15 protein-coding genes are annotated in these 18,030 nt (G+C 34.9%); 6 read left to right on the forward strand and 9 right to left on the reverse strand.

What is annotated here, in order from left to right; genetic code table 11:
* Positions 1 to 30: 30 nt before the first annotated feature.
* Positions 31 to 480 carry a coiled-coil domain-containing protein gene (locus T368_RS0106545; RefSeq protein WP_034566705.1) on the forward strand — a complete coding sequence of 150 codons (450 nt, stop codon included), beginning with the start codon at positions 31 to 33 and terminating at the stop codon, positions 478 to 480.
* A 10-nt stretch (positions 481 to 490) separates the two neighbouring features.
* Complete coding sequence (locus T368_RS16680) at positions 491 to 658, forward strand: hypothetical protein (protein WP_237022147.1); 168 nt, start codon at positions 491 to 493, stop codon at positions 656 to 658.
* A gap of 176 nt (positions 659 to 834) precedes the next feature.
* Here T368_RS16680 and T368_RS0106555 read toward each other — a convergent pair whose 3' ends face one another.
* From T368_RS0106555 to T368_RS0106595, 8 genes are all read right to left on the reverse strand, one after another.
* Positions 835 to 2,427 carry a hypothetical protein gene (locus T368_RS0106555; RefSeq protein ID WP_004089103.1) on the reverse strand — a complete coding sequence of 531 codons (1,593 nt, stop codon included), beginning with the start codon at positions 2,425 to 2,427 and terminating at the stop codon, positions 835 to 837.
* A 356-nt stretch (positions 2,428 to 2,783) separates the two neighbouring features.
* Complete coding sequence (locus T368_RS0106565) at positions 2,784 to 2,996, reverse strand: hypothetical protein (protein ID WP_138160886.1); 213 nt, start codon at positions 2,994 to 2,996, stop codon at positions 2,784 to 2,786.
* Between the two features lie 285 nt (positions 2,997 to 3,281).
* Positions 3,282 to 3,872 (reverse strand): ribonuclease HII, encoded by a 591-nt coding sequence (locus T368_RS0106570; protein ID WP_004089107.1) that lies wholly within the window; start codon positions 3,870 to 3,872, stop codon positions 3,282 to 3,284.
* A gap of 1 nt (position 3,873) precedes the next feature.
* The gene (feoB, locus tag T368_RS0106575) at positions 3,874 to 5,856 is read right to left on the reverse strand and encodes a ferrous iron transport protein B (protein WP_004089109.1); all 1,983 of its coding nucleotides are present in this window, start codon (positions 5,854 to 5,856) and stop codon (positions 3,874 to 3,876) included.
* A 310-nt stretch (positions 5,857 to 6,166) separates the two neighbouring features.
* Positions 6,167 to 7,345: a cation:proton antiporter gene (locus T368_RS0106580; RefSeq protein ID WP_004089112.1), complete on the reverse strand. Its 1,179-nt coding sequence runs from the start codon at positions 7,343 to 7,345 to the stop codon at positions 6,167 to 6,169.
* A gap of 20 nt (positions 7,346 to 7,365) precedes the next feature.
* On the reverse strand, positions 7,366 to 8,106 hold the full coding sequence (locus T368_RS0106585) for a formyltransferase family protein (RefSeq protein WP_004089115.1): 741 nt from the start codon (positions 8,104 to 8,106) through the stop codon (positions 7,366 to 7,368).
* A gap of 16 nt (positions 8,107 to 8,122) precedes the next feature.
* The gene (locus T368_RS0106590) at positions 8,123 to 8,410 is read right to left on the reverse strand and encodes a hypothetical protein (protein ID WP_004089118.1); all 288 of its coding nucleotides are present in this window, start codon (positions 8,408 to 8,410) and stop codon (positions 8,123 to 8,125) included.
* A gap of 118 nt (positions 8,411 to 8,528) precedes the next feature.
* Complete coding sequence (locus T368_RS0106595) at positions 8,529 to 11,255, reverse strand: heavy metal translocating P-type ATPase (protein ID WP_004089120.1); 2,727 nt, start codon at positions 11,253 to 11,255, stop codon at positions 8,529 to 8,531.
* Positions 11,256 to 12,019: 764 nt separating this feature from the next.
* Here T368_RS0106595 and tsaE point away from each other — a divergent pair.
* On the forward strand, positions 12,020 to 12,457 hold the full coding sequence (gene tsaE, locus T368_RS0106600; protein ID WP_004089141.1) for a tRNA (adenosine(37)-N6)-threonylcarbamoyltransferase complex ATPase subunit type 1 TsaE: 438 nt from the start codon (positions 12,020 to 12,022) through the stop codon (positions 12,455 to 12,457).
* 101 nt (positions 12,458 to 12,558) lie between these two features.
* On the opposite strand, the gene T368_RS0106605 is transcribed toward tsaE, so the two are convergent.
* Complete coding sequence (locus tag T368_RS0106605) at positions 12,559 to 13,152, reverse strand: phospholipase D-like domain-containing protein (protein ID WP_004089143.1); 594 nt, start codon at positions 13,150 to 13,152, stop codon at positions 12,559 to 12,561.
* A gap of 98 nt (positions 13,153 to 13,250) precedes the next feature.
* Between T368_RS0106605 and T368_RS0106610 the strand changes: the two genes are divergently transcribed.
* The 3 genes from T368_RS0106610 to T368_RS16685 all read left to right on the forward strand — a co-directional run.
* Positions 13,251 to 16,349 (forward strand): midas domain-containing protein, encoded by a 3,099-nt coding sequence (locus tag T368_RS0106610; protein WP_004089146.1) that lies wholly within the window; start codon positions 13,251 to 13,253, stop codon positions 16,347 to 16,349.
* 102 nt (positions 16,350 to 16,451) lie between these two features.
* Positions 16,452 to 17,870: a mannose-1-phosphate guanylyltransferase/mannose-6-phosphate isomerase gene (locus T368_RS0106615; RefSeq protein ID WP_004089148.1), complete on the forward strand. Its 1,419-nt coding sequence runs from the start codon at positions 16,452 to 16,454 to the stop codon at positions 17,868 to 17,870.
* Positions 17,871 to 17,896: 26 nt separating this feature from the next.
* Positions 17,897 to 18,030, forward strand: a 134-nt coding sequence (locus tag T368_RS16685) for a tyrosine-type recombinase/integrase (protein ID WP_282705548.1), incomplete at its 3' end; no start/stop codon positions are given.

Here is an 18,030-nt window from a genome sequence, read left to right on the forward strand (position 1 = left end):
GTGAGTGTAAATATCGGTAAGGCAAAAACAATGAGTGTAAATTTTAATGAGAGTTTTAAAGCTTTAGTGCGTGAAGTATTCCAAGATAAAAGCGAAGGTGTTATACATATTTTAGATGAGGTTGTAAGCAATAAAGCAAGTGAAGACACACAAAATATATACAACCTTAAACAAGAAGCGATAAAAGATATAAGAAGCAATATTGCTACAAACGACTTTGTAAGAGCAGAAATTGCCGAGTTAAGAAGTGAATTAAAACAAGACATAGCAGATTTAAGAAGTGAATTAAAACAAGACATAGCGGAGTTAAGAGAAGAAGTTCATGCAGAATTATCTAAAATGGATTCTAAAATTATGCAATTTAGAGCAGAATTAAAGGACGATATAGCAAAAAGCAAGGTAGATATTATAAAATGGGTGTTTGGTTTGCAGTTTGCTACATTAGCACTTATTGCAGGTATGCTAAAATTAATGCTTTAAAGGTGTATTTATGAGAATAGCATTATTATCTAGCTTATTTATGTTTAGTGTATTGTATGCAAAATGTGATTGTCTTTGTGTAAATGGTAATGTAGAAGCAATATGTAGCAATGCCTACGAAGTCCGCCCTGTATGCAATCCTAGAGTATGTCCTATTGTCCCCCCCCCCCAAGCATAGAGCCATTACAGACTCCAAAACTCGCACCTTTAGGCACTACTTCATGTTATCAAGCACAAGTGTATAATGAATATACAAGGCAGTATGAATGGCAAAGCATTTGTAGGTAACACTCTGTGCGTTGTCTTTCCCTAGCCATGTTGAGCGAAAGCGTTACATCTACTTTACACTATTTCTTATTTAAAATTTTTCTCATAAGTTTGCACCATAACTTGAGCGGCTAGATACTTATTATACAAGTCTTCCCCACCTTGTAAGCCAAGTAATAATGTAGGGCTACCGCCAATCTCATTAATAAGTTTATTATAACTATCTAGCTGACTTCTTTGCATAGCATAAAGCACTCTAGCATTATAGGCATCATTTTTATACATTTGATAAGATAGGCTTTCTACTTTTTGCATATCTTTATTACTTGCCGCACCTGTAATATCTTTCAAGCCTTGTATAACACCACGATTTTGTGCGAAATCAGCCATTGCCTTTGCAGCAGCAGACTCATCACCGCCAAAATATTGCGTTACATGTCCTAAAAGGACATTAAATCTTTGCCCTTGCAACAAACTCATATCACCTAAAACATGATTCATACTCGATATTTGTTGTGCTTGTTGTGAAATGTTTTTAGCTTTTCCTGTATTTTGGTGTATAATCTTTTGTAGCGATTGCCTAATTGTTGCTTGTGCTTCAGGTGTTTTCAAATACTTGTCTCTTTCACTAGGATTCATTTGTGATAATTGTTTGTCAAATTGTTCTATTTCACTAAATCCAGCTTGTCCTGCTTTCCACGCAGTATCAAATCCACCATTTACATTCACACCGCCACCATTCGCACCAGCAGGATACCCAGATACAAGTTCGGCCATTTGTATAGGCATTTTAGTGCCATTTCTTAATGTTATTTCAGTTTCGCCATTTCTCCTTGCTAAATTTATTTCAGTTATTAATTCTGCTTTTGTATCGCCACTTGATTGAATATTTGCTTTTGCTTCATCAAACGCTGCTTTTTGCTGATTTGCATTTTCCATACTATTTATATTTTGTGCTGTCTGTGCTTGTAGGGCAGTTGTATTTGCTTGTTGGCTTGAAGTTTCACCTTGTGTTGTTGCTTTCCTTGTTGCCGCCATTTGCCTATTTGTTTCATCTCTTCTTTTCGCATCATCTTCGTGGATATATTCCCTATATGATTTCCCATTTTCTTTATCATATCTTACAAGGTAGTAGTTTCCATTTTCATCTTGTATAGGCTGTTCTGTGCCTTTATACGCTGCATGTTGTAAATCTGTTATAGTTTTTTGTTTTTGTGCGTCCGCAGTTTTTAAATAATTTATAGCATTAGTCGCACTAATATCAGATTCCTGTGTTCTTTTAAATGTATCATTTTTCATAGCTTGTAAATTATTATTTAGCCATTTACCCTCAATTTCAAGCCCATTCATTAGAGTTTTTTGCTCTTCATGTGCTACCCTATCATCAAGCGTTCTCTCTGTATATTCATTTGCTAAATCATTTGCTTTTGTCTGTTGTGCTTGGTGTCTTACTCTATCGTCCATTGTCCTATTCATATACTCATTTTGCAGTCTTGTAGCTTCTCTATTTTGCATTGCTTGTTCGTGGTTATCATGCGTTTGCACAGCATTACTTAAGCCTTGATTAAAGGCATTTGCCATTGCTACACCTTGATTGCTTGTCTTTGCTTTAATGCTATCACTATAACCTTGTGCCAGAAATTGCAAAGCTTGTCCGTGTCCGTTGCTATTTAAAAACATATCTTATCCTTTCTTTAATATAAACTATAAAGCTTTCACCTTGAGATTATACTCTGCGTTTTGTCTTTTTGCAAGTGTGGGCTAGTGCTTCGCACGAGCGGTCGCTTAAGCTTTTTCTGCATAAAAGTCTGCGGTCATTACCGCTTAAGGTAACTCCCTTGACTTTTATGCAGAATCAAACAAAATCGACTCAAAATACTTCCGCATTTTATTTCCCTTTCTCTTGTCATATATGCCCCCTTATTGTCATGTTGAGCGATAGCGAAACATCTAAAAAATAACTCCTACTATAAAAAGCCTTAAAGCTATAATGCAACCTTAAAAAGCTAGTTTGCTTTTTGCACGGCTTTACTACCTTATATTGTTTCCACTTTGTCATGTTTTACTTTTCCCTTGTCATGTTGAGATATAGCCCAAACATCTTTAACCTTTCCTAAAAGATCTGCATTCTCATGCATATTGCCAACGACTTCTAAGCATTCTAATTTATTATTTTTTGTAGCCATTGCTTCTGTTGTTATAAATGCTTTGTAGCCTTGTGCCACAATCTGCTTGAAATTCTGTTTCAATTTCTAGGCTTATAATGTAAAATGTATTTCTAACATACACTACTAAATTGAATATCTTTTTTCATTGTAGCATACCCTACAATATCATTCCCATAAGTCTTCGTGTCATTTTTATCGCAAAATCTACTCCATAGTTTCACTATATCGCTAGGCTCTAGAGATCTATATCACAAAGTCTTAAGACCGACATTATTTTAGCCCCAGTATCTCATAATCTAAAATATTACTCACTTTTAATCTAGCATTTACTAAACTCTAGGCAGATAGACTTAAAAATAAAAAGATTTAAAATAAGCGAGATTCTAAAGCTTTGATATGATAGCTTTTGCGGTGGATTGGGCTGTAGCCATGTTTAGCGATAGATTCTATATGGGCTTTTGTGAGATAGCCTTTGTTGCTTTTAAGATTATATTGTGGATACAAGTCATGCAAAGTAAACATTTCAGAATCTTTGTTTGTTTTAGCAAGGATAGATGCCGCAGAGATTAAGACATGTTTGCTATCCCCCTTTATTAGCGTGTCAATTTCTTGCACGCCAAAGTTTGTATTCCCATCAAATATAACGCTTTTGCATTGATGTTTTTTTGCGTGAAGTAAAATCTCTTTTAAGCCCATTTGCATACATTGCCCTAAACCTTTAGAATCAATACTTACAGAATCAAAACTTACAATCTTTACCCTACCTCCATGCTCTCTCAAAAACTCTTGTATAGAATCTGCTCTCTCTTGCCTTTGTGTCTGTGTGAGTTGTTTGCTATCTCTTATATCAAGCTTTTTAAACGATTCAAAATAGCATTCATCAAGCATAACACTTGCGATAAACAAACTACCAGCCACACAGCCTCTACCAGCTTCATCAATGCCACAAATTAACATGCTAATAGCCTAATAAGCCCATGACTTCATGCCCGATAAATGCGAATGTATAGGCAGCAAGTGTGGTGAAAATAAAGAGATAGATTCCATAAATCTTTTTTCCGCTTTCATTGATAAAGGCGATAGTCGCAGCAAAGCATGGTATATACAGCATGATAAAAAAGATAAAGGCAACAGCGGCTTTTGTGTCGATACTAGCCCTTAGCTCTTCTTGCAGACTTTGATTTTTCAAATCATCATCGACTGCCTCTTCACCAAGCGCATAAAGCACACCAAGCGTTGTTACCACCATCTCTTTTGCGGAAAATCCTGTAATAAGTGCAACAGATAATCGCCAATCAAATCCAAGCGGCGAAAAAATAGGCTCTAGTGCATGTCCTAGTCGCCCTGCAAAGCTGTATTCAAGTTGTGATTCTAAAAGATTATTTTCATATATTTTTTGCTTTTCTTCAAACTCTCTCTCACTTAGATTCTGTGTCGCGAGTACTTGTATATCTCTATTAAATTCTTCTTGCAATAGTGTGCTTTTAGGAAAGTTTGCAAGTATCCACACAAGGATAGCCCCAATGAGTATCACGCTTCCAGCTTTCTTTAAAAAGAGATAGCTTTTGCCCCATACGCTAAACCATATTACGCGAAGAGTTGGGATTCTATAACGGGGCATCTCCATGACAAAAGGCTCACTCTCCCCGCGAAATACAAAGATTCTTAGAATCTTAGCAAGTAGTAAAGCGATAATAAAACCGCATAAATAGATTCCAAAAAGTATAAATCCAGCGTATTCTGCCGAGAAAAATGCACCAACAAATAGCAGATAAATAGGCAATCTCGCACTACAACTCATAAAGCCGATGATAAAAAGTGTGAGTAATTTATCCCTTTTATTCCGCAAAGTTCGTGTCGCCATATACGCAGGGACAGAGCAGCCAAAGCCCATAACAAGCGGGATAAAACTCTTACCATGCAAACCAAACTTAAAAAACAAGCCATCAAGCATAAACGCCACTCTAGCCATATAGCCACTACTCTCTAAAAGGCTCAATCCCAAAAATAAAGTAGCAATCAAGGGCAAAAAGCTAAGGACTGCCCCAACGCCTTTAATAATCCCATCACCTAAGAGTGAAGCAAAAAGATCATTTGTTATAGAATCTTTTGTAAAAGTTGCAAGTGTGTCAATACCAGATTCTATCATTTCTTTAAAAAAATCCCCAAGCACAAAGCTAAGCTGAAATACAAGAAACATAGCAAGTAAGAAAATAGGAATACTCCAGATTCTATGTAGTAAAATAGAATCTAGTTTAGCACTCCCTGCGGCACGAGGCTTTGTAACCTTTTGGATATGATTGACTATAACTTGTGCATTTTGTGCGAGTGTGCTTGTAATGCCTATGTTGTTATGTTTATGCTCTTGTATCTCTTCTTGTGTATTGTGCCATTTTATATTATTAGAATCTTTTTGTGTCAATTCTGTGTCTTTTGTTTTCATATAAGATTCATGTGTGGTAATCAATGCGTCAAGTAAGATATTTAGATTTTGCTTCTTTGTAGAAGAGACTTCACATACATTTGTATGTAGCATTTGACTTAGCTGTTTTGTGTCAATCATTATGCCATCAATTTTAGCTTCATCAATCATGTTTAGGGCGATTAGCTTTGCTTTATCTAGCTGTTGTAATTGCAAGGTTAAGATGAGATTATGCTCTAGGTTTGTAGAATCAAGCACATTTAGGATAATATCATAACTCTCATTATCTAAAAAATCCTTGCAAACTCTCTCTTCTGTCGTATAGCCATTTAGAGAATATGTCCCGGGTAAATCAATCATAGTGATCGTGTAGTCTTTGTAGTTTAGTGTAGCTTCTGCCTTTTCAAGTGTAACGCCACTAAAGTTTCCCACTCGCATTTTTGCATTGCTTAATGCGTTGATTAATGAGCTTTTGCCGACATTTGGTTGCCCTACTAAAACGACTTTGAGTGTTTTCATGTTATATAAGCATTCCTAAAATGAGTGATTAAAATAATATTAATTTTTATTTTAACTTGTAAATATGAAGTTTATATTTACCTATAAAGCCCTATGACACAGGCAAAGAGAGAATCTTTATAAAATAAAAGTTTAAAATATATAAAAAGATAGGAATATTATATAAAAAATAGATTGTAGTGCTTATTTATTATATATTTTATAGTATTTAGTAGGAAAATATAATGAGATAGTGAAAAGCAAAACTTAATAAATAGTTTGTATTATCACAATTATGAGATATATGAGAATCTGTAATATATAAGATTTTCTAGCGTCCGCCCCTCACAGAATAAAAAATAACCTTAATAAAAATCGTAAAAAAGATTCCCTCAAAAGTGGCTGCAATAATGAGTGAATAATATTGCTCTTGTGTGATAGCGTGTAAATCTAGCCCAAGCTTTGCAATGGCGACTAAAAAGGTAAGCGGCATACAATCACTTAGGGCAAAAAGTGTAGTATTTTTAATGCTTTTAAAATACGACCCAAAGGCAATATTTGCGGCAAGTAATCGCACGGCAAGCATTCCAAAGGCAATGTAGATTCCTTGTAACATAACATTGTAATTGCTTAGAATCTCTTTAAGGTTGAGTGTCGAGCCGACATATACAAAAAATAAAGGCACAAAGAATCCAAATCCTATATCATTAAGCTTATGCACCATGTCGTGCTTATAGGCAAAAAAAGTAGCTATCACCATACCCGTTAAAAACGCACCAAGCACATCTTCAATGTCCATGAAAGTTGTGATTCCAATGAGAATGAAAAAGAGCATAAAGCTAAAGCGAATGTCTTGATTATTGCTATCATTTGTCGGCATAAACCATAGCTTTATAGCGGGTTTCCACCAAAAGACAATTTTGCCTATACGAAAGATAATGAGAAATGCTATAACAAAAAGGGCAAGAAAAGCAAAGGCTTTATAAAAAGTCCATGAAGTGATTGTGCCTACATTTTGTGCGTAGCCATTTTGCACCACAACAAGGGCAGTAATGCTTACGAGTTCGCCGACTATGCCTATTTTTAAAGCGACATTTAGCCACTCACGATTTTTCCCATAATCCCTTATAAGCGTTACCAACATGCCAAGACTCATCACAGGAAAAATAGCAATATAAATCCACTCAAGCCTAAAGATTAAGACAATGCTTCCCGCTGCTGCATACAGAATAATAAAATATAAACATGCCTTTTTGTAAAACTCTTTGCCAAGCCGACTAAACCCACGCAAATCCACTTCCATACCTGCTAAAAGCATGAGATACAAAAAGCTTACATGTGCGACTACATTAAGCGTTTCACTGCCTTTAAAGATTCCAAAATAGCACGCAAAAGCACCAAGTAGAATCTCCACAACCGCAACAGGAATGCGAGTAAATCTACTCACATAAGGTGCTGCTACAATCAATAATGCAATAACCGCAAAAGTAGATAACTCTTGTCCGTGCATAGCTTTACTTTTCTTAGAATCTAAACATTATGTATGCCTTGAGCGAATGCCTTGAGAAAGGCTTGTGGATAGAGTCTGTATTCCACATCATGCACTCTTTGTGTGAAGTCTTCAAGGCTTTCATTTGGAATCTTTTGAATCTTTTCTTGCAAGATAATCATACCAGAATCAAGCTCTTTTGTTACAAAATGCACACTGACACCGCCAAAGTCATTACTATCAGCATAGCTTTTTTCAATACCATTTAGCCCTTTATGTAATGGCAAAAAGCTTGGGTGGATATTAAGGATTCTTATATGCTTTAATCTCTCTAGAAATTCAGCTCCTAAAATCCGCATAAATCCAGCAAGCAAGATACAATTAAGCCCATATTCTCTCTCCAGACTCGTTAAATATAGCAATAAAGCCTTATCAAATTCTTGTCTGTTTTTATCTGTGCTATCTATTATCTGTGTAGGCAGACCAAGCCTTTTTGCACGATGAAGAGCATGTGCGTCTTTATTATCACTCACAATGCTTAAGACATTGATTAAGGGATCTTTTGCTAACATAGAATCTTGTATCGTCTCACTATTTATGATAAAGGCATTTGGGCTTGTTTGCAGGGGTGCTTTGTCTCTAGTCGTGCTATTCTTTGTGAGATTCATGCCATTTTGCCGCATGGCTTGAGTGATTGTTTTATTATGCAGAGATAGGACTAGATTCTCCATATTTGTGCCATTTCCGCTTACAAGTATTACTACATTTATCGTTTGTCCCATAGAGTTCCTTTTGTGATTAGTTTAGCGTGTCAAACCATTCTGGTTTGTCTTGTCTTATAAGCAAGATATTTGCAATAATTGTTTGTGCATTATAGGGTAAATCATCATCTTGAGATTCCATAACTTCCATATAATAGTTCAGTGCATCATCTAGATTGCTAGGCTTTAAACCTGCAAAATGAAATGCTACCTCAAACATATCAAGGATTTGAGATTCTAGCTCTTGTATTTCTTCATCTCGTATTTTATTTTGCAAGGCTTGTGTGTTGTGAGACTTTTTATGTTTTTTATCATGTTGCTGCATTTACATATCCCTTTAATAGCCATCAAAGCGTAAGCAATAAAAGTGGCATTATAACAAAGTTTCATGGAATATGCAAACTCTAGTATTTATTAGGTTTATCTCTTGTTAGTCATTTTATTTACACCCTAACAACCCTTAAGGCATTCAGCAAGGCTAAAAGAGCGACACCTACATCGCCAAATACAGCAAGCCACATATTTGCAATACCTGCGATACCAAGCAGGACTAAAATGAGCTTTGTGCCTAATGCAAAAGTGATATTCTGCCAAGTGAGTGTTTGTATCTTTCTTGCGATTTTTATGGCATGGACTATACCCATAGGTGAAGGATTTGTAAGGATTATATCTGCACTCTCTTTACTAATATCACTATGAGAATCTTTTGTGCCAATGCTTATGCCAATATCTGCTTGTTTTAATACGATAGAATCATTAATGCCATCGCCTATGAAGGCTGTGATTTTATGCTTTGTCTCTTTTGCAGGTTTGGACTGGTGCTTCGCACAAGTGGTGCTTTTTGTAGATTCTGCGGTGTCGGCTTGGTCATTACCTACAAGGTAACTCCCTTCGCCTCCACCTTGAAAGCTACAAAACGAAGTTTCTTTAGAAAAATCACTCAAAGATACTTCCGCAGCATTTTTATCCACGCTTTTACTAGAATCTAGAACCTTGTCATATTGAGCGTTAAGCGAAATATCTTGTTTAGATTCTAAATTTGATTCTAAGCTTTTAGATGTTTCGCTTCGCTCAACATGACAAGTTGTAGATTCCATTTTCGTGTCATTTTGAGCAGTAGGTGAAAAATCTTTATTGTTAGAATCTAGATTCTTATCTTGTTGAGATTCCATATTAGATACTCCAGCTAACGCCTTAGCATGACAAGCATTAGATTCTAATTTTTCATTATTTTTCACACTAACACTAGCTTCGCAATGAGATATAGAATCTAGCCCCATTAATTCCTGTAATTTTTCTGCTTTTTGTGTGGGCAGTAATCCCGCATAATAGCTTTGTATATCAAGCATTCTTGCGATATGTGCGACACTTTTTTCATTATCGCCACTTAAAATTGCAAGTGGATTTACTCCAAGATTCCTTAAAACCTGCATACACTCCTTGCTCTCTTCTTTTAGTATATCACCTAGCGTAATATAGCCTTGATAGATTCCATTTTTTGCAATATGGATTATGCTAAACCCGCTATCTTGTGTATCTTTGTGCGTGTAGAATGGGCTTATATCTATGCCTTTATCTTTCATTAAAGCTTCATTGCCAACTAAGATTCTATCTCCGCAACACTTAGCATATACGCCTTTTCCACCTATCTCTTCAAAGCTTTCTATCTCACAAATATGCGTGTTTTTAGAATCTCTCATATTTTTAGAATCTTGCATAATAGCTTTTGCTATTGGGTGATTTGAGAATCTTTGTGCCCTTTGTGCTATCTCTAGTAAATTTTCTTTGCTTATATCTGTTAGCGGATTTATAGATTCTATTTGAAATACGCCTTGTGTTAATGTGCCTGTTTTATCAAATACGACTTGCTGTAACTTAGCAAGGTTACTAAAATGCGTAGAGCCTTTAATGAGTATGCCTTTCTTACTTGCAATGCCTAATGCACCAAAATATCCAAGCGGCACAGACAGCACCAACGCACAAGGGCAACTCACCATAAGCACTACTAAAGAGCGATAAATCCACTCATGCCATTCCCCATCAAAAAGCGGTGGAATAAACGCAATGCCAAGCGCTATGAAAAATACAATCGGCGTGTAAATTTTAGCAAACTGCGTAATGATTTGCTCACTCTTTGCCTTTGTGTTGCTTGAGTCTTCTATCATGGCTTTTATCTTTGCAACTTGAGAATGAGAGAAAGGCTTACTCACTTTTATAGTTAGCACACTTTGCATATTAATAGCCCCTGCTAAAACCTCATCGCCACTTGCTACATCGATAGGCTTACTCTCACCACTTATTGCCTGCATATTGAGCGAACTCTCACCCTGCATAATAATGCCATCAACGGGGATTTTCTCGCCAACTTTTACAAGGATTATATCATCAACCTTTAATAACTCTGGGTGAGTATCCTGCCAAATCGTCTCGCTAGAATCCATACTATTAGAATCTACTTGTTTTATCTGTAAATGCGCTATCTCTGGTGTAATATCTAGCAAATCATACAAAGATTTTTTAGATCGCTTGAGAGCTAGAGATTCTAAAAACTCGCCTATGCGGAAAAAGAGCATAACTGCCACACTCTCGCTTATCTCGCCAATGCAAAATGCCGCAATAGTCGCGATAAACATAAGCGTATTTTCGTCAAAAAAGACTTTATTTTTCATATTACGCCATACTGCCCTAAATATAGGCAATCCCGCGATAATGTAGAGTAGCAACAAAATGATATAGATTAGAATCTGAAAGGGTGTGATTGCACTAAAAACGCCGTGCAAAAATGATAGAGATTCTGTATAATGCAAAAGCACTGCATAGCTAACACCAAGTATCATATTAAAAGACTTGATAAAAGAGTTAGATTCTAAAGGTGTATAATGCAAACATAACATACATACAGCAAAGCCAAAGAGAAGGGCTAAAAGCAGAGACAACTCTTTTTTATAAGACACATTATGCGTGTTTTCATGTGTGCTACGCACGATTATATCTGGTTCTATCTTAGCAATTTGTGCTTTTATCGCTTCTATATCACTTGTCTTTATATAGAGTGTATTTGTGCTAAAGTTTATATTTGCACTCTCTACACAAGGCATAGATTGCAAAGATTTCTCAAGTTTATTCGCACATGAATTGCAATCAAGATTTTCTAAAATAAATTTTTGCATATAAACTCACTTATATTTCAATCATATTTTAATCCATATAAAATAAAAGCAGAGTATAACATAAACATGATTAATATACCCATAGGGGTATATGTATATTTGGAATTTTTATTTAAGTCGTATAAGATTATGACAATCAAATGGCTATCTACACACAATGATACAATGCAAATATTACCATAATGGCAAGTCAAATGCAAAAGTGTTGCCGATCTACATGATTTTCAATATGCAATTGATACCTTAGGTTTCATGCAATATGCTTCATCGCTAATTTCACCAAAAAGCCCTTGGCAATGAGCACACAATCAGCAACAATATTATTATATGTGTTAAAAAGTGTAAAATGGCAGCTTTTGTGCGATACGATATGTTTAGGAGCATAATACTCTATTCCTCTCACACCAAAAGTTTTTATACCTGTTGTTTTTGCGTATATGTATTCTAGTTTTTATAAACATAGCTTAATATTGCAACAATCTTGCATACTTTGTTTTCGGTTATTTTGTAATTTTTGCAAATATCTAGCTGTTGCAATACGCTGTTTATTTTTATAATATCAATTTCAAACAAAACAGATAAAAAGGATTCTCTGCTTCAATCCTTTTTTGTGTCCATTTTGTTAATTGGTTGTGGTAGCATTTTTGTCATCAAATAGCCACTTTGAGTAGTGATTACAATAAAGGTATATTCACAATAAGGTTTTGGTTTGTATTGCCGATAATATCATCTCTTTAAAAAAATAATCTCTAAATAGGAACAACATGCAAAGCATTTTTCACAGCACAAATACAAAGGATAACCTAAGCACAATTATAGATTTTATCAAGTTATTGCAACAGCAAAATAACTACACTAAAAAGCCTATAAACATTATCCTTTTAAAAGGTGAAGTTGGCATGGGGAAAAGTCATCTCGTGCATGAGTATTGCAAACACAAGGGCATTGCAAGTAGCTCCCCTACCTTTGCCTTTTTACATGAGTATAATAACGAAATATTTCATTATGATTTGTATTTAAAGAATGATGAATACGCTATGATTAGACTTTATGAATCTTTAGCAAATAAAGGCTTACATTTCATAGAATGGGGCAGTGAATCCCTATATCTACAACTACAAAACATGGGCTTTTCTTGCATACTCTTAGAGATACTCCCTACTGATAACACCAACACAAGAGACTATAACTTTTTAATATGACATTTAGAAGCTACAAATAAATGCTTACAAACAAACATAGATTCTATAAGTTAGATTCTACACAATAAAATCTCCCCCAAGCAACACTAAGAAACAAAATATTAATAACTCATAAATGGTGTGCATGCTTTAAGCATTTTATTATAATAACCTTGTGATTTTTGGATAATCTCTTTAGAATCTGTAAAATATAATGATTCATAGTTGTTTTCAAACGCATTCTTACTCCAGTTTGCACTACCAAATCCCACTAAAGCCCCATCGATAATAATCATTTTATGGTGCATAATGCCTTTGTATTTGCCATTTTTTGCGGGATTTCCTTCTAGCAAACAAGTATGGATATTTGCAAATTTCTCAAGGTAACCAATGGTGCTATTATTGACACTTTTTTGCCCCATATCATAGATAATATTTATTTTTACACCCTTACTACTTGCATCACGCAGGGCTTTTGCTATCTCTCTATTTGTAAAGCTATAAATGGCAATATCAATGCTTTTATTTGCTTGTTTAATCACTCTAAGCAATTCGCCTAATGCCTCTTGTTGTTCGTAGGGCATGAGATAGATTTTCTCCATCGCTGATAATGGCATAAAAGCATACATTACACTTAAGCATGTTATTATAACTTTTTTCTTCATTTTATTGAATCCCATGTTTCTTGTCGGTAAAAAGTGTGTATTTTCTTGCATTTAAATCCTTACTATATAAAAATAAAACAATTTTGTATTATAATGCTAAATTTATCAGTTTTTGTCATAATCATCATTATTTTCTTAAGAGAGCGTATATGAAAGTCTTACTCATCAATCAGAATCCAGTTATTAAAAAGCTTGTTGGCATGGCAAGTAAAAAGCTAAACCTTGAGGTTGAAAATGTAGCACGCATTGCTAATGATTTTAGACCAAAAGATTATATATGTATCATTGTAGATGATGAGAATGTAGGCAAAAATCTTGAGCGACTAACCGCCCTGCAAGACCAAGTGAAAGTCTGCTTACTTTTTGCGCGTAAAACACAGATTAAAAAACATGAATTTAATATTGCGATACAAAAACCCTTTCTCCCCACAGATATTTTAGAGATCCTTAATGACTGCATACCAAAAGAGGGCGAGATAAAAGAAGCAGATGATGAAATATCAAATGAGGGGCTAGAAGAATATGATAATGTAAAGTCCATTAATGAAATTGATATGGACTTAAAATCAGCAGAAATTACCCCGCCAGATGGCATAAATATAGACACAGCAAAACTTCAAGCAGAAGCCGAAGAGATTGCGGGTGAAGATACAGATTCTATGCTTGATTTTAATCCAGATTCACTTGATTTTTCAGATCTTCAAGCTGCTGGTGAAGTAACGAGTGAAGAAGAAGTTGCAGATTCTACAGATGATGAAAATACAGAAAAAGAAAACAATACTACCGATAAAGAAGATTCTATTAAAGAGAGTGAAGAAGAGCCAGAACACAGAGTTGGCTCAATATTTGATAGCGATTTAAGCGATTTGAAACCAAGCAGTGATAATCCGCTTGATTTAGCAAACTTTGATCTTGATTCTATTGTAGATTCATCAGCCCTAAAAGCTGCTAGTTTAGGTATCCCAGCACAGATAGAAGAGGAAGCAAAAGAAGCAGCAGATAGTCTTGGCGATGATGAAGATGATTTGTTTTTAAGCGATGATGAAAGGGATTTATTGCAGCCTAGCCCTAAGAAATTCATGCAGGCAAAAAAAGAGGAAGAAGAGCTTAAGGCAAAAGAGCAAGAAAATAATGCAGATGATACAGCAGATACACAATCTTTAGAAAATGAAAGTTTAGATGATATATTAGATGATGAAAGTTTAAAAAATGTAAGTGATGATTCTAGCACAAAAGATATAGAAGCGGACGCAGACACAGAATCAGCAAACAGCGATTTAGACAATATTGATTTAGAATCTTTAGCCTTGCAAAGCGATATAACGCAAGAAAAAGATGATAGCATAGAATCTAGGGCTGACATTACAGAAACAAGCACAGATAATCTTACAGCAATAGATAAAAAAGAGTTAGATGATATGGGGCTAATGGATATGGATTTAGATACACAAGCCCCTAAATCAACACCCAAACCAAGTGTAGAACATGATATAGATTCCATTGATTTAAGCGGACTTGATGAGACACTAAGCAAACAAGCCACACAAGATACCACGACCACAAATACACTCGATGATGCCTTTGATGAATTGAGTGCCGCCCTAAATAGTGCCTTTGATAATATGATATTAAGTGGAGAATCTAGCGATGAAACAAACGATTCTAAAATAGAGCATGATTCTAATTTACAAGATTTAGAAAATATAGATTCTACAACACAAACAAAAGATTTAGATTCTAAAGAAACAGAGAATATAAACCTTGATGATTTAGACTTGCAAATAGATGAAACTATAAATGAGGCTACAAACACAGATAACAGCACAGAATCTAGTCTAGATTCTAATCCTAAAGAAATAAACAATCTAGCACAAGATGAGAGTTTAGAATCTCTTATTGATGATTCTAGTGAGTTACTAGAATCTAAAGCACAAGATAGTGAAAATATGGATTCTAATGATTGTCATGTTGAGCAAAGCGAAACATCTAAAAATCTAGAATCTAAAGAAGCTGATGATTTATTACTTGACTCACTTGATTTAGATTCTATGGACATAACGCACGACATAGAATCTCAATCACTAGATACCGAAAATAAAGAAGATGATATTAACTCTTTATTGCAATTAGATGATGAACTCAATTTGCAATCACAAGAGAGTAAAGAAGTAGAAACAAATGATACGCAACAGCTAGATAATGATTTATTAGATGGGCTAGATTCCAATGATTCTCCAGTTAGCACCCCAGATTTAGAATCTAATACATTAGATGATTTAAATGGGGATTTAGACAAAGATTTAAGCATAGAAATAGATGACACAAAAGCACCAGATTCTAACCAAATAGATATGGATTTAGAAGCAATGCTGAATATCGATGAAGAGCTAGGCACACAGAATCCAGATAGCAAACCACAAGTATTACAAGAAGACACTTTAGCAGAAGTGAATGAAGCCTTAGAAGCCTTAAATGATGAAGTGGCTTTAAATGATAATACAGATTTATCTCAAGCAGATGATATAAAAGATGAATTGCTAGATTCAGAGAATAAAGACAGCATGGATTTAGATAATGCAGATGACTTACTCACAGATTTTTTAAGCGATAGTGATTCCAGTGAGCTAGATTTGCAAAAAGACTTAATTGATGGAGAAACTCATACGCAAAATGGCATAGATACAGATTCTAATATGCTTGATGATATGTTAGCAGAGCTAGATTCCAAAAGTTCAACTGACACTTTAGAATCCAGCGATATTACTTCCAATGATAACTCAACAAAGTCTCTAGAAACTAACCCCGATACACTCTATGTCGCCCTACCTTCCAATGAAGAAGCACTTGAAAATCTCACAGAAACAGAGTTAGCAGAAGCACTAGGCGAGATTACAGATTTAGATATTGTGCGTATTGATCCAAATGATATTAATCCAAATCAACTCAATCAAAATAAGCTTGATGAAACACGGGATACACCAGCCATTAACACAGAATCTAGCATAACAGATACACAAGAAATAGAATCTAATCTTAATGAAACGCAACTAGATGATGCAATGCCATTAAATAATGAAGCGCCGCTAGACACTCTCAGCACAACAGATACTATCAATAAAGACAATGTAAAAGAGCTTGATGCAAATTCTCTTATCGATTTTTTCAAAAATACACCAAAAGAAAAATTACATGAAATTCTTGATGGTTCTGAAATCAACTTTAGCATTCATTTTGGTAAGGATAAATAGAGATTGTGAGTCTATAAGATATGTAATATTGCTTGGTGTTTGCTAAACACTTTAGGCTAGATTCTAGAATAATAAAGCGATAATCTAGAAAAAAGGAAAAATATGGTTATTTCAATCTTATGTGGTGGTAGTGGGACGCGTCTTTGGCCCCTTTCAAGGAAGCTTATGCCAAAGCAATTTGCAAAATTAGTCGGTGAAGATTCCCTTTTTAAGATGACGCTAGAGAGAAACGCTAAGCTTTTAAGCGTAAATGATAGTTGGCAGGTTATCACAAATGATAAGCATTATTTTCTAGCCCTTGATATAGCAAAATCGCTCAATATAGACATAGATATGTTTATCCTAGAAACCTTGAGTAAAAATACCGCAGCAGCCCTGACACTAGGGGCAATGCTTGTGGCAAAACAAAATCCAAATGAGATTATCCTAACACTTCCAAGTGATCATATTATCCATGATGATAATGCGTATAAGGCTTGTGTAGAGATGGCATGTCAGTTTGCAGAAAAGGGTAATATTGTAACATTTGGCATTACCCCAGATAGACCACACACAGGATATGGCTACATTCAAGTTGAAAATAATGAGACAAAACAAGCGCATAAAGTTATAGCATTTCATGAAAAACCAGATGAAAAACAAGCAAAAATCTACCTAGAAAAAGGTGGATATTACTGGAATAGTGGCATGTTTTGCTATCAAGCAAAAACACTTTTAGATGAGATGAAAGTCCATGCTAAAGAGATTTATGAGTGCTGTAATACTTTATTGGAATCTTCTTTACGCGATAAAAAGAGCGCATTTGTGCGACTTGGTAGAAAACTAAGTGAGGATTTACTCGATGAAAGCATTGATTATGCTTTGATGGAAAAGACTGATAAACTTTATATGATTCCAAGTCATTTTACATGGAATGATGTTGGGAGTTTTGAGTCTTTATGTGAAGAGTTACCAAAAGATTCTAATAATAATGCGATGAATGAGCAAAGCATTGCTTTCCATTCTTGCAATAATCTCATTATGTCTAATAAAATGGTAGCAACATTGGGGATAGATGATTGTGTTATCATCGATACGCAAGATGCGCTTTTAGTAGCAAAAAAAGGCTATACACAAGATGTAAAAAATATTGTAGCCAAGCTAGATTCTATAAAAAGTCCATTAGTTGAGATACACAATAAAGCTTTTAGACCATGGGGTAGTTACACCGTGCTGCAAGAAAGTCCTACATACAAGTTAAAAAGCATTGTGGTAAAACCAAAGCATAGACTAAGTTTGCAAAAACATTATCATAGGAATGAACACTGGATTGTTGTAAGTGGGAGTGCATTAGTCCAAATTGAAGATAAAGAGATCTTTCTATCACCAAATCAATCCACATATATCCCTATGGGACACGCACACAGGCTAACAAACCCGGGGACAATCGATCTTGTTATGATAGAAGTGCAAGTGGGAGAATATTTAGGCGAAGATGATATTGTAAGACTTAGTGATGATTATGCAAGAGATGACTGCTAGATAAAGATAATTTAATAGATAATCGCATAAAACTTTATCTAAAAATAGCATTATTTACAGGCATGAGAGTAAATGAAATACTTGCCTTGAAATATGAGGATATAGATTTAAAACGAAATATCATTCATGTTTGTAAAACACTAAGTAATGGCAAAATAAC

Origin of the sequence: Helicobacter bilis ATCC 51630 (assembly GCF_000686565.1) — a bacterium.
GTDB lineage: Bacteria > Campylobacterota > Campylobacteria > Campylobacterales > Helicobacteraceae > Helicobacter_A > Helicobacter_A bilis.

Excerpts from the sequence above, each read along its gene's own strand:
- T368_RS0106615 (WP_004089148.1), top strand. The coding sequence starts at position 16,452 with ATGGTTATTTCAATCTTATGTGGTGGTAGTGGGACGCGTCTTTGGCCC.
- T368_RS0106590 (WP_004089118.1), bottom strand. The coding sequence starts at position 8,410 with ATGCAGCAACATGATAAAAAACATAAAAAGTCTCACAACACACAAGCC.
- T368_RS0106580 (WP_004089112.1), bottom strand. The coding sequence starts at position 7,345 with ATGCACGGACAAGAGTTATCTACTTTTGCGGTTATTGCATTATTGATT.
- T368_RS0106610 (WP_004089146.1), top strand. The coding sequence starts at position 13,251 with ATGAAAGTCTTACTCATCAATCAGAATCCAGTTATTAAAAAGCTTGTT.
- T368_RS16680 (WP_237022147.1), top strand. The coding sequence starts at position 491 with ATGAGAATAGCATTATTATCTAGCTTATTTATGTTTAGTGTATTGTAT.
- T368_RS0106545 (WP_034566705.1), top strand. The coding sequence starts at position 31 with ATGAGTGTAAATTTTAATGAGAGTTTTAAAGCTTTAGTGCGTGAAGTA.
- tsaE (WP_004089141.1), top strand. The coding sequence starts at position 12,020 with ATGCAAAGCATTTTTCACAGCACAAATACAAAGGATAACCTAAGCACA.
- T368_RS0106585 (WP_004089115.1), bottom strand. The coding sequence starts at position 8,106 with ATGGGACAAACGATAAATGTAGTAATACTTGTAAGCGGAAATGGCACA.
- T368_RS0106595 (WP_004089120.1), bottom strand. The coding sequence starts at position 11,255 with ATGCAAAAATTTATTTTAGAAAATCTTGATTGCAATTCATGTGCGAAT.
- T368_RS0106555 (WP_004089103.1), bottom strand. The coding sequence starts at position 2,427 with ATGTTTTTAAATAGCAACGGACACGGACAAGCTTTGCAATTTCTGGCA.
- T368_RS0106605 (WP_004089143.1), bottom strand. The coding sequence starts at position 13,152 with ATGCAAGAAAATACACACTTTTTACCGACAAGAAACATGGGATTCAAT.
- T368_RS0106570 (WP_004089107.1), bottom strand. The coding sequence starts at position 3,872 with ATGTTAATTTGTGGCATTGATGAAGCTGGTAGAGGCTGTGTGGCTGGT.
- feoB (WP_004089109.1), bottom strand. The coding sequence starts at position 5,856 with ATGAAAACACTCAAAGTCGTTTTAGTAGGGCAACCAAATGTCGGCAAA.